Here is a 13490-nt window from a genome sequence, read left to right as displayed (position 1 = left end):
ACTAACAATTTAGACTAACATATTTTAATTAAAATCTAAAGTAATGTAGATTTGGTTCCATCTTTCATTAAAAAAACGACCTATCCAAAAGAATAGGTCGAAAACTGTCTGTATATTATTTTACTGGCTCTATGACTAAATATCGATTTGGTTCGACACCTTCTGAGTGCGTTTCAATATCTATACGATTTGCCAGGGCATTATGAATAATTTTTCGTTCATAAGATGCCATCGGTTCAAATGATACGGGTTTTCGTGTTCGAATAGCCTTGTCCGCCATACGTAATGCCAGCTGTTCAAGCGCTACTTGACGTCGCTCACGATAATCTTCCACATCCATTTGTAAAATCATAAACGATTTGGCTGTTTTATTAAGAATGAGCTGAGTTAAATGTTGAAGCGCATTTAATGTAAGGCCACGCTTTCCAATTAATAACGCTGCTTTCTCGCTCGATAACTTAAATGAAACATGTTTGCCATCTGTTTCATGGTCAATTGTTAAATCTGTAATTCCCATTCCTAAAGCAATATTCGTTAAATACCCTTTTGCCTCTTCAATAGGATCCACTTGTTGTTGTTCATGGTGAATTGATTGATCTTCATTAGATGAAACCGGCTCATTCTCGATTGTTTCCTCGACAATTGTCAGTTCTTCCACATCAGATGCAGAATCTGAAGTCGTCTCTTGATCCACTTGCTGCTGAACAATTTCCTTTACAGTGACACGAACTTCAGCATTTCGTGCCCCAAAACCTAAAAATCCTTTTTTACCCTCTTGTAAAACTTCCACATCAACTTGTTCACGAGTATGGCCAAGCTTTTGTAACGCTAATGAGATCGCTTCTTCTACTGTTGCGCCTATTTGCGTAGTTTGTTTCACTTATTTCGCTCCTTTAGCATCGGTAGCATCCGGTTTATTTTTATTCCAAGGTTTGTAAATAACAAGGTTTTGTAATACAGATACAAAGTTCCCGACTACCCAATATAATGATAACGCGGCAGGTAAAATAATACCGAAACCAACGATCATTAATGGCATGATGTACATCATAATTTTCATTTGTGGGTTATCTACTGCTGGTCCAGTCATTAATACAACGTACTGGATAAGACCTGCGATAACAGCAAATACAATACTAGGCTCTGCTAATGGAACCGCTAAAAATGTCCCTAATTCAAATGCATCCGGTGTTGCATTCATACGGCTAATCGCATGATAGAAACCGATTAAAATCGGCATTTGGATAAGAATCGGTAAACATCCAGCTAATGGGTTAACACCTGAAGTCTGCATTAACTGCATCATTTCCTGCTGGTATTTTTGCTGAGTTGCCGCGTCTTTTGAGCTGTATTTTGCTTGCAGCTCTTTTAATTTCGGTTGCATTTCCTGCATTTTCTTAGAACTTTTTACTTGTTTGATAGTTAAAGGCAGAATGATTAGACGAATAATAACAGTTACGATAATAATTGCAAATGCATAATTCGCCGCATTACCTTCAAACATATCAGCAAAAAGCTTGATAAATGATACTAATGGCCAAACAATATATTCATTCCAAAAGCCATCACTTTCAGATGAAATTGGTTGGTCAAATTCTGTACAGCCTGATAGCAGTAATACTACTGAAACAAGTGACAGCATTATCCATAGATTTTTCTTCAACCTTCTTCCTCCTAAAGCAAACCTATTCAATTTTTATGACAATATTTTACCATTATGGACGTTCGTACACTACTAATTGTTCTGTAAATTCAAAGAATAGAGCAATGAATGATAAACAATTAATTGTGGAACTATCCTTTATATACTCTTGCAACCTTTAAAACATGCTGCAAGCTTTTTTTGGTTTCGTGAAAATCCAGTGTGGCCGCCTGCGTTCTGGCGATAATAACATAGTCCATATCTTGTTTTACTTCATCTTTTAATTCCAGAAAAGCTTGGCGAATATAGCGTTTCACTTGAACCCGAGTGACCGCATTTCCTACTTTTTTGCTCACTGATAAGCCAATACGAAACGCCTGTTGTTCTTCCTTTTTCAAGCAATATACAACAAATTGGCGATTCGCAAACGACTTACCTTTTTTAAACACCTTTTGAAAATCTTCATTTTTCTTTATACGTTGGCGTTTATTCATGATCCATTCACCTGCTCCATCTAATCATTGGTACTTTTTTTGCTCATTCAACAACGATAAAAGAAAAAAAAGACCACTGATGTGGCTCAGTGGACTTATGCTGATAATACTTTTCTTCCTTTTTTACGACGGCGAGCTAATACGTTACGGCCGTTTTTAGTGCTCATACGAGCGCGGAAACCGTGAACTTTAGAGTGCTTACGTTTTTTAGGTTGGTACGTGCGTTTCATTTATATACACCTCCTGAATTCGAGCGTTACTATATCTATCTCTACATACAGACCATGATATTATATAAAGAATAAAACCTGTTTGTCAATGCCTCATTATAATTTTTCTCTTTTTCTCTATAAACCTCATATAAATCCCTTTCCTGATCCACACTCTCAGTTATCCACAATTTATAAAATTAATTTACGTTTATGCTGTGAATAGTATTTTTGCTCTTAAAAATTATCCACAGCGCTTATCTACAGGTTTTTCACATATAACAAACCTGTGGACAACTGTTATGTATATAACATATGATTATGTGGATAAGATCGTTTAAGTATTGAAATACCTAACTTTATTTGATACGATAACTGTGTTTTACTTTGTGGAATTCTTTTCTGGGAAATATATTATCCACAATTGTTGATAATCTGTGGACAAAGATTTCCCATACTCTAGAACAACCTTTATCCACAACTTGTGGTTATGTGTATGAACTCCTTTTTAATTATAAAATATATATTTTATAGCTCTGTTTACTATTAATCATTTAACAGAGCCTTTCTTTTTTCGTAAGCAAGAAAGTTTGCATTGTAAGGAAATTCACATAAAAAAGACTCTCATCTAATTTTGGTTAGTATGAGCCTTGTCATTTAAATATACGAATCGAATGTGAAATGAATTAATGAAAGGAAGAAAGAGCTTGGAACATTTAGAAAACCTATGGAATGCCGTCCTTGCCCAAGCTGAACAGAAAATCTCGAAACCGAGCTTTGATACTTGGCTGAAATCAACAAAACTTCTTGCGCATAGTGGCACAAAAGTGACGATTTCCGCGCCTAACTCTTTTGCCCGCGATTGGCTTGAACAATATTACATCCATATGATTACAGGAATATTAAACGAGTTAACTGGAGAGGATCTAGTCATTAATTTTGTTGTCCAGAAAGATCAGACGGCAGACGACTTTGAACTACCGCCCCCAATTACTCAAGCAAAATCAAGTGAACACCATGACATTACCCCGGGTATGCTCAATCCAAAGTACACATTTGATACATTCGTTATTGGTTCCGGTAACCGCTTTGCCCATGCAGCGAGCCTAGCTGTAGCAGAAGCACCCGCAAAAGCTTACAACCCGTTCTTTATTTATGGGGGGGTAGGTTTAGGAAAAACTCACTTAATGCATGCAATTGGCCATTATGTAAAAGAACATAATCCGACAGCAAATGTCGTCTATTTATCATCTGAAAAGTTCACAAATGAGTTCATAAACTCCATCCGTGATAATAAAACAATCGATTTTCGAAATAAATACCGCAATGTTGATGTACTGCTAATTGACGATATTCAATTTTTGGCTGGTAAGGAATCGACACAAGAGGAATTCTTCCATACATTCAACACACTGCATGAAGAATCAAAGCAGATTGTCATCTCAAGTGACCGCCCTCCAAAGGAAATCCCTACTTTAGAGGACCGTTTGCGTTCACGCTTTGAATGGGGACTAATTACAGATATTGCACCACCAGATTTGGAAACACGTATTGCTATTTTACGTAAGAAGGCCAAAGCTGATGGACTCGATATTCCAAATGAAGTCATGCTTTATATTGCCAATCAGGTTGATACAAATATTCGTGAACTTGAAGGGGCATTAATACGGGTTGTGGCCTATTCATCTTTAGTAAATATGGATGTTTCGCCTGAACTTGCTGCAGAAGCTTTAAAAGATATTATGCCAAATTCAAAACCGCGCATGATTTCGATTTTAGATATTCAAACTGCAACTGGTGAACATTACAGTATACGTCTGGAAGATTTTAAGGCTAAGCGCCGGACAAAATCGATTGCTTATCCTCGTCAAGTGGCGATGTATTTATCGCGTGAGCTAACAGATTACTCATTACCTAAAATTGGTGAGGAGTTTGGAGGCCGTGATCATACAACAGTAATCCATGCCCATGAAAAGATTTCTTCCTTACTTAAAACAGATCAGCAGCTTCAGCAGGATATTAAACAAATACGTAGTATGTTAGGTAAATAATCTCTGTGTATAACTTTATGTTTTTCACACATACCTATTCACAGCTTATCAACATGTGGATAGCGTGCTCTGCCTGTTTAAAATAGGGGTTATCCACAAATTCACAGGCCCTATTACTATATCTATTAATATCTTTAAATAAATAATTAATTATATAAGAGAGGTAAACTAATGAAATTTACTATTTTACGTGATCGTCTTTTAGCAGGATTAAACGATGTAATGAAAGCCGTAAGTTCCAAAACGACGATCCCTATTTTAACGGGGATTAAAATTGATGTTACAAACGAAGGTATGACGTTAACTGGTAGTGATGCAGACATTACAATCCAGACTTTCATTCCTGTAGAAGAAAATGGCGAACAGATTATGGATATTACACAAACAGGCTCTATTGTGCTACAAGCTCGTATGTACAATGAAATTATCCGTAAATTGCCTACTAATGAAGTGGAAATCGAAATTACAAACGGCTATGCAACTATTATCCGTTCAGGTAAATCAGAGTTCCACCTTATCGGCCTAGATGCAACGGAATATCCACAGTTACCTGAAATTGCTGCAGACCGCCAATTTACGATTCCAACAGATTTATTAAAATCAGTTATTAGAGAAACTGTATTTGCTGTAGCGACATCGGAAAGCCGTCCGGTGTTGACAGGTGTAAACTGGAAAGTTGAAGGCGATGCATTAATATGCGTTGCAACGGATAGTCACCGTTTAGCACGTCGTAAAGTAAATCTTGAAAATTTACCAAATGATATTACTTCAGTCGTAATTCCAGGTAAAAGCTTAAATGAATTAAACAAGATTTTAGAAGACACAAATAATCCTGTTCAAATCGTACTGACAAACCAGCATGTATTATTTAAAACGGATGATGTGCTGTTCTTCTCTCGTCTTTTAGAAGGCAACTATCCGGATACATCACGTTTAATTCCGGAAGAGTTTAAAACAATGATTACCATTAACGGAAAATCTTTATTGCAGGCAATTGATCGTGCTTCACTTTTAGCTCGTGAAGATCGTAATAATGTCGTTCGTTTTGAAACACTGGAAAATCAAACAGTCGAAATTTCATCAAATTCACCTGAGATTGGTAAAGTCGAAGAGCAGATCCAAGTGGAAAGTCTGGAAGGTGAAACATTGAAGATTTCATTTAGTGCAAAATATATGATGGAAGCCTTAAAAGCGATTGATGGACAAGATGTAGTAATTGAATTTACAGGAGCAATGCGCCCGTTCATCTTACGTTCTGTTGCAGATGATGCAATACTGCAATTGATTTTACCGGTACGTACTTACTAAAATTCAATAAAAATTCTAAAAGGAATGGTCTTAACTTGTTATTGAGACCGTTCCTTTTTTACTTATGGACGATTTTTAGGTATGATAGAATGATAAGACTTTATTTAAGTGGAGGATGAATTACGTTGAATGAATTAGTAATTGATACAGAATTTATTACGCTTGGTCAAGCGCTGAAAATGACAGATACAATTAGCTCCGGTGGTATGGCAAAGTGGTTTTTAAGTGAACATGAAGTATACGTAAATGGAGAAGTGGAAGATCGCCGCGGAAAAAAATTGCGTCATGGGGATGTAATTAATATCCCTGGTGTAGGACGTTACAAAATTGTCGATGCATTTATTGAAAACGGAGAAAATTAATTAATGAACATCGAGCGCTTGCAGCTAACAAATTATCGTAACTATGAATCGTTAACACTGGATTTTTCAGATAAGATTAATGTTTTTATTGGGGAAAATGCTCAAGGAAAAACAAATGTAATGGAATCAATCTATGTACTAGCGATGGCCAAATCTCATCGTACCGCGAACGATAAAGAATTAATACGTTGGGATGCGGATTATGGTAAAATAGAAGGTGTGGTAAATAAGCGTTACGGTGGCGTTCCTATCGAATTGACGATTTCAAAAAAAGGCAAAAAGGGCAAAATCAATCATCTTGAACAAACGAAACTAAGCAATTATATCGGACAGATGAATGTAGTAATGTTTGCACCGGAAGATTTGAATATCGTAAAGGGCAGCCCCCAAATTCGCCGAAGATTCATCGATATGGAAATCGGACAAATTTCCCCAGTTTACTTACATGATTTACTAACATTCCAAAAGATTTTGAAACAACGTAATCATTTACTAAAAAAGAATGCGGGAAAACAATCACTCGCATCTGATGTGATGTTTGAAATTTATACAGAACAATATGTGCAGGCGGCAATTCAAATTATCCGTAAAAGATTTCAGTTTATCGAGCTTTTACAAGATTGGGCTGAACCGATTCACTTTGGCATTTCGCGGGGATTAGAAAAGCTTGTCATAAAATACCGTCCTGTAACAGGGATGGAAGCAAGCTGGACTACTGAAGAAATGGCGGATTACTTAACAAAGAAACTAGAAGAAGTGAAGCAGCGTGAAATTGAAAGAGGCGTAACACTTATAGGTCCTCATCGGGATGATCTGCAGTTTTTTGTCAATGATTATGATGTTCAAGTATACGGCTCACAAGGGCAGCAACGCACAACGGCATTATCTTTAAAACTTGCCGAAATTGAACTTATCAAACAGGAAACGAAGGAGACTCCGATTCTTTTATTGGATGATGTTTTATCTGAATTGGATGATTACCGCCAATCACATTTATTAAATACAATTCAAGGTGAGGTCCAGACATTCGTTACAACAACGAGTGTAGAAGGTATTCACCATGACACAATACAGCACGCAAAATTGTTCCACGTCACACAAGGAACAATTGAACAACCATAAGTGCATTGAAATACGTAATAAAGAAGCATACTGATAGTTATGAAAGAGTAGGTGAACAATAGTGGCTTTAGAAGATAATAAAGTCCAGCAATCTTATGATGCGGATCAAATACAAGTATTAGAAGGATTAGAGGCTGTTCGAAAACGTCCGGGTATGTATATTGGTTCAACAAGTTCAAAAGGATTGCACCATTTAGTTTGGGAAATTGTTGATAATAGTATTGATGAAGCTTTAGCAGGTTATTGTACAGGAATCACAGTAACAATTGAACAAGACAATTGGATTCGCGTAGAAGATAACGGTCGTGGTATTCCCGTAGATATTCAAGAAAAAATGGGTATGCCTGCTGTTGAAGTAATTATGACAGTACTGCACGCCGGCGGTAAATTTGGCGGCGGAGGCTATAAAGTATCAGGTGGTCTTCACGGTGTTGGTGCTTCTGTAGTAAACGCATTATCAAGTCAGACAATTGTTCAAGTACACCGCGATGGTAAAATCCATGAAATTATTTTTGAGCGCGGTCAAACGGTTCAAAAGTTAACAGTGGTTGGTGAAACAGACCATACAGGTACAACAACTCGATTTAAAGCTGACAGCGAAATATTTAAAGAAACAACAGTTTATGAATACGATATTTTAGCGACACGTATCCGTGAATTAGCTTACTTAAATCGTGGCATCAGCCTTACGATTGCAGATGAGCGCATAGGACAGGAACGTTCTGAAACATTCCACTTTGAGGGTGGTATTCGTGAATATGTTGAGCATATAAACGAAAATAAAGACCCTATCCATGTACCGATTGATGTGTTAGGCGAAAAAGAAGGCATTACGGTTGAAATTGCCATGCAGTATAATGCAGGCTTCAGCTCTAATATTATGTCCTTTGCCAACAACATCAACACGTATGAAGGTGGTACGCACGAATCAGGCTTTAAAACGGCCTTAACACGTGTTATTAACGACTATGCCCGCAAATCAAACTTGATTAAAGAATCGGATGCCAACCTTACAGGCGAAGATGTTCGTGAAGGTTTAACCGCAATCGTATCAATAAAGCACCCGGAACCTCAATTTGAGGGCCAAACTAAAACAAAACTTGGAAACTCTGAAGTAAGTCAGATTACAAATGCTTTATTCTCAGACGGATTTGAACGTTTCCTACTTGAAAATCCAACGGTTGCGCGCCAAGTTATCGAAAAAGGTACAATGGCGGCACGTGCGCGTGTAGCAGCGAAAAAGGCTCGTGAATTTACACGTCGTAAATCTGCATTGGAAGTTTCAAGCTTACCAGGTAAATTAGCAGACTGTTCTTCGACAAACCCTGCTGAATCTGAGATTTATATTGTAGAGGGTGACTCTGCCGGTGGATCTGCTAAATCAGGCCGTGACCGTCATTTCCAGGCGATCTTACCACTGCGCGGGAAAATCCTTAACGTTGAGAAAGCACGCTTGGACCGTATTTTATCTAATGCTGAAATCCGTGCAATGATTACAGCATTCGGTACTGGTATTGGGGAAGAGTTTAATTTAGAGAAAGCACGTTATCACAAAATCGTCATTATGACGGATGCCGATGTCGATGGGGCACATATTCGTGTGCTATTGCTGACATTCTTCTTCCGTTTCATGCGTCCGTTAATCGAAGCAGGCTATGTATATGCCGCAAAACCACCGCTTTATCAGGTGAAACAAGGGAAGCATGTTGAATACTGCTACTCGGATCAGGAGTTAGAAGATATTTTAAACCGTCTTCCGAAGTTACCGAAGCCTAATGTACAGCGTTATAAAGGTTTAGGGGAAATGAATGCAACGCAATTATGGGATACAACAATGGATCCAGAGCACCGTACTTTAATTCGAGTAGAATTGGATGATGCAATTGAAGCAGATAAAATTTTCGATCACTTAATGGGTGATGAAGTTGCACCTCGTCGTGATTTTATCGAAGAAAATGCAGTATACGTGCAAGACTTGGATATTTAACATCCTTCAGCGGGTTTTCAAACACCCGCTGAAGGATGCAATTATGCTTGGACATAATTGATTAGTTAGTGCAATTGGAAGGAGGTCCTTATTTTGTCTGACATTCAGCATGGACATATTGAATCTAGAAATATTACAACAGAAATTAAATCATCTTTCTTAAGCTATGCGATGAGCGTTATCGTTTCGCGTGCCTTACCAGACGTACGTGATGGGCTTAAACCAGTACATCGTCGTATCCTCTATGGTATGCAGGAGCTAGGAAATACTTCAGATAAACCATATAAAAAGAGTGCCCGTATTGTAGGGGACGTAATGGGTAAATTCCACCCTCACGGTGACTCATCAATTTATGATGCAATGGTGCGTATGGCGCAAGACTTCAGCTACCGTTATATGCTAGTCGATGGCCATGGTAACTTTGGTTCTGTTGATGGTGACGGTGCAGCAGCAATGCGTTATACAGAATCACGTATGTCTAAAATCGCGATGGAAATGTTGCGCGATATTAACAAAGATACGATTGATTATGGACCGAACTATGATGGCAGTGAAAATGAACCTTTAGTATTGCCGGCACGCTATCCGAATCTATTGGTGAATGGTGCTTCTGGTATCGCAGTAGGTATGGCTACAAATATACCGCCGCATCATCTTGGAGAAGTGATTGACGGTGTATTGGCAGTAGCTGATAATCCAGGTATTTCGACAGAAGAGCTAATGGAAATCATTCCAGGTCCTGACTTCCCTACAGGGGGAATTATTCTAGGGCGCAGCGGTATTCGCCGTGCATATGAATCGGGCCGTGGTTCACTGACAATTCGGGCTAAAGTAGAAATTGAACAAGCTTCAAACGGCAAAGAGACAATTTTAGTACACGAATTGCCATATCAGGTTAACAAAGCAAAACTAATTGAAAAAATTGCTGAGTTAGTTCGCGACAAAAAAATCGATGGCATTACTAATTTACGTGATGAATCAGACCGTAATGGTATGCGTATAGTGATTGAAGTACGCCGTGATGCCAATGCAAATGTCGTATTGAACAATTTATTCAAGCAAACAGCGATGCAATCAAGCTTTGGTGTAAATATGCTTGCGCTAGTTGACGGGCAGCCAAAAGTATTAAGTCTAAAAGAAGTGCTTTATCATTACTTAGAACACCAGAAAGTAGTTATTAAACGTCGTACTGCATTCGAACTTCGAAAAGCAGAGGAACGTGCACATATTTTAGAAGGTTTACGTATTGCGCTTGATCATATTGATGAAATTATTTCTATTATCCGAGCTTCTCGCAGCGGTGAAGAAGCAAGACCTCAATTAATGGAGCGCTTTAATTTATCTGAACGCCAGGCACAAGCAATTTTAGACATGCGTCTTGTGCGTTTAAGCGGATTGGAACGCGAAAAAATTGAGGCTGAGTATCAGGAACTTTTAAAGTTAATCGATGAATTAAAAGCGATTTTAGCTGATGAAGCGAAAGTAGTCGAGATTATCCGCACAGAAATGACGGATATTAAAGAGCGTTACAGTGATGACCGCCGTACAGAAATTACAGCTGGCGGCTTAGAAATGATTGAAGACGAAGATTTAATTCCTCGTGAAAACTCGGTACTTACATTAACACATAACGGTTATATTAAACGTTTAGCTGCAAACACGTACCGCTCGCAAAAACGCGGTGGCCGTGGTGTACAAGGTATGGGAACGAATGAAGATGACTTCGTAGAACATTTATTATTCACGTCTACACACGATACAATTCTTTTCTTCACTTCAAAAGGGAAAGTATTCCGTGCAAAAGGATATGAAATTCCGGAGTTCGGTCGCCAAGCGAAAGGGCTGCCAATTGTAAACTTACTTAATATTGATAAAGGTGAGCATGTTACAGCAATGATTCGCGTAACAGAATTTAAAGAAGATGCTTACTTTATCTTTACTACAAAAACTGGGGTAACAAAGCGTACACCTGTTGATCAGTTTGCAAATATCCGTACGAATGGTTTAATCGCCATTACATTACGTGAAGATGATGATTTAATTTCTGTTCACTTAACGGATGGCACAAAGGAAATTATTATCGGTACAAGCGATGGTATGTTAGTACGATTTAAAGAGGACGATATTCGTTCGATGGGTCGTTCGGCTGCCGGGGTACGCGGTATTAAACTTCGTGAAGGTGACTTTGTAGTAGGAATGGAAATTCTTGAGCCAGGTCAGGAAATTTTAGTTGTCACTGAAAATGGTTACGGTAAGCGTACACCTGAATCCGAATACCGTTTACAAAGCCGTGGCGGGTTAGGTCTGAAAACGATGCAAATTACTGATAAGAACGGTAAAATGTGCGCGGTAAAGGCTGTAGATGGATCAGAAGACATTATGTTGATTACGATTAATGGGATGTTAATTCGAATGGACGTAAACGATATATCTGTTATCGGCCGTAGTACACAGGGTGTTCGCTTAATCAGACTTGCTGATGACGAATATGTAGCAACTGTGGCACGGGTGAAAAAAGAAGATGACGCTCCGGATGAAGAAGAAATCGATTCTGAAACTGAAGAAGAGTCAAATTCAGCTATAGAAGAGTAATTCGAAAAGTAATCTAGTTAGTTTAGACTATCTAGATTACTTTTTTTGGTTGTAATTTATTTTCCATTCGTTATAATTAACGTTAATATGAAAAAATTAGTAGTTATTTAGAAAGATTAAATCATTGGGTGAGAATTTATCCATACTTAATAACCGATAACAAGCTTAAGGGGTTGTGAAATTGGAAGCAATATTGATAAGAGTTGAGGAATTGCGATTAGGTAAGGTAATTGCTGAAGATATTTTTGCCAATACACAATATCCGATTATCTACAAAAATACAAAAGTAAAACCAGAGCATTTACGTGTGTTTGAATTATTTAATTTAAAAACAGTATTAGTACATAATGAAATCGAAGTTGAAGAACCAGAGATAATTGAAGAAAAGTTAGATAATACTTCAGTAGCATTACCGTTACAGCAACCCACAAGTTTCGAAAAGTCCTATCTTGATGGAATCGGACAATTAAAAAAGGAATTTTTAAATTGGGAAGCTGGCGGAAGAGTAGATCTGCCAAAAGTAAGAAACATAATGATTCCGTTAATGGATATGGTTTTAGAAAATCGCTCTTATATATTTGATCTGAACAGTTATTCAAATGCAAAGGACTATTTATACCATCATTGTATTGCTACAGGTTTAATTGCAGCAGTCATTGCAAAGAAAATGGGATATGAGCGAGGGGATACAATTCAGCTTGCCATCGCCGGAATGTTAGCAGATAGTGGAATGTCGAGAATTCCTTCACGTATACGGGATAAGAAAAGCGTTTTAACAGAATCCGAATTTGGAGAAGTAAGAAAACATCCTTACTATAGTTACTTACTAATTAAAAACGTAACGGCTATAAAGGATATTATGAAAGTAGCTGTTTATCAGCACCATGAACGTTTGGATGGCAGTGGCTATCCAAAAGGTGATCGTATTGGGTCTATTTCAATATTTGCCCAAATAATTGCGGTAGCGGATGTATTCCATGCGATGACTAGTGAACGTATGTATCGTTCAAAGCAATCTCCTTTCAAAGTAATCGAAATGATTAAGGAAGAGGAGTTTGGAAAATTTGATATTAAAGTTGTTCAAGCTTTAATGAATATTGTCGTTGATCTACCAATAGGAACAAAAATTGAATTATCTAATTTAGAGCTGGGCGAAGTAATGTTCATCAATAAATATTCACCTACACGTCCACTTGTAAAATTAACACGTACAGGAGAAATTGTGGATCTTTCTTCTAATAGAAGTTTCTATATTTCGCGTGTCATTACTCAAGGATATAAATTGAACTAATTAATTGTTAAAGGGTGTTTCTTTAAAAGAAGAAATACCCCCTTTTTATATTAGTTTTGCCTGGATAAACAAACTCAAAATAAAAACAGAAAAACAATGAATAAACTATTGACGATTAGGAAATCAAATGTTATTATATATAAAGTCCTTACAAGATAACATCTTTTGAAAGATAAATAATAAAAAGTGTTGACTTAAGCCTAAGGATGCTGTAATATAATAAAAGTTGTCGCATGAAAAAGAAATGCTTCAACAGCAAAAAAACTTTTCATTAAAAAGTGTTGACAAACAACATGAAATAATGTTAAGATATAAAAGTTGTCACAACGACAACGCGATGAACCTTGAAAACTGAACAAGCAACGTTAATGAAACAAGCTTCTTAAATGAAGCAAACAATAGATTTCAACTTCTAACGAAGTTGGATCGCTA

At 37.4% G+C, this 13490-nt stretch carries 11 protein-coding genes; 7 read left to right on the top strand and 4 right to left on the bottom strand.

What is annotated here, in order from left to right:
• Positions 1 to 115 precede the first annotated feature (115 nt).
• The 4 genes from jag to rpmH all read right to left on the bottom strand — a co-directional run bounded on the left by jag (position 116) and on the right by rpmH (position 2366).
• Positions 116 to 880, bottom strand: coding sequence for an RNA-binding cell elongation regulator Jag/EloR (gene jag, locus ACQKN3_RS17285; protein ID WP_251691049.1), 765 nt, complete (start codon positions 878 to 880; stop codon positions 116 to 118).
• Positions 881 to 1663 (bottom strand): membrane protein insertase YidC, encoded by a 783-nt coding sequence (yidC, locus tag ACQKN3_RS17280; protein ID WP_087617927.1) that lies wholly within the window; start codon positions 1661 to 1663, stop codon positions 881 to 883.
• Positions 1664 to 1794: 131 nt separating this feature from the next.
• Positions 1795 to 2136, bottom strand: a complete 342-nt coding sequence (rnpA, locus tag ACQKN3_RS17275) for a ribonuclease P protein component (protein ID WP_008408387.1) — start codon at positions 2134 to 2136, stop codon at positions 1795 to 1797.
• A gap of 95 nt (positions 2137 to 2231) precedes the next feature.
• A complete protein-coding gene (gene rpmH / locus ACQKN3_RS17270; RefSeq protein WP_008408389.1) occupies positions 2232 to 2366 on the bottom strand; it encodes a 50S ribosomal protein L34 in 135 nt (44 codons plus the stop codon).
• Positions 2367 to 3052: 686 nt separating this feature from the next.
• Here rpmH and dnaA point away from each other — a divergent pair.
• The 7 genes from dnaA to ACQKN3_RS17235 all read left to right on the top strand — a co-directional run bounded on the left by dnaA (position 3053) and on the right by ACQKN3_RS17235 (position 13058).
• Positions 3053 to 4396 (top strand): chromosomal replication initiator protein DnaA, encoded by a 1344-nt coding sequence (gene dnaA / locus ACQKN3_RS17265; RefSeq protein WP_008408391.1) that lies wholly within the window; start codon positions 3053 to 3055, stop codon positions 4394 to 4396.
• Between the two features lie 171 nt (positions 4397 to 4567).
• Positions 4568 to 5704, top strand: coding sequence for a DNA polymerase III subunit beta (gene dnaN / locus ACQKN3_RS17260; protein WP_251691051.1), 1137 nt, complete (start codon positions 4568 to 4570; stop codon positions 5702 to 5704).
• A 125-nt stretch (positions 5705 to 5829) separates the two neighbouring features.
• Positions 5830 to 6066, top strand: coding sequence for a S4 domain-containing protein YaaA (gene yaaA / locus ACQKN3_RS17255; protein WP_285848958.1), 237 nt, complete (start codon positions 5830 to 5832; stop codon positions 6064 to 6066).
• A gap of 3 nt (positions 6067 to 6069) precedes the next feature.
• A complete protein-coding gene (gene recF / locus ACQKN3_RS17250; protein ID WP_427713585.1) occupies positions 6070 to 7188 on the top strand; it encodes a DNA replication/repair protein RecF in 1119 nt (372 codons plus the stop codon).
• Positions 7189 to 7249: 61 nt separating this feature from the next.
• On the top strand, positions 7250 to 9175 hold the full coding sequence (gyrB, locus tag ACQKN3_RS17245) for a DNA topoisomerase (ATP-hydrolyzing) subunit B (RefSeq protein ID WP_251691055.1): 1926 nt from the start codon (positions 7250 to 7252) through the stop codon (positions 9173 to 9175).
• Positions 9176 to 9268: 93 nt separating this feature from the next.
• Entirely contained in the window at positions 9269 to 11767 is a 2499-nt protein-coding gene (gyrA, locus tag ACQKN3_RS17240) for a DNA gyrase subunit A (protein WP_427713582.1), read from the top strand.
• 181 nt (positions 11768 to 11948) lie between these two features.
• Positions 11949 to 13058, top strand: coding sequence for an HD-GYP domain-containing protein (locus tag ACQKN3_RS17235; RefSeq protein ID WP_285848959.1), 1110 nt, complete (start codon positions 11949 to 11951; stop codon positions 13056 to 13058).
• The last annotated feature ends 432 nt before the right edge of the window (positions 13059 to 13490 follow it).

Origin of the sequence: Solibacillus sp. NPDC093137 (assembly GCF_050280445.1) — a bacterium.
Classification (GTDB): domain Bacteria; phylum Bacillota; class Bacilli; order Bacillales_A; family Planococcaceae; genus Solibacillus; species Solibacillus isronensis_B.
This window is presented reverse-complemented; position numbering and strand designations above follow the sequence as displayed.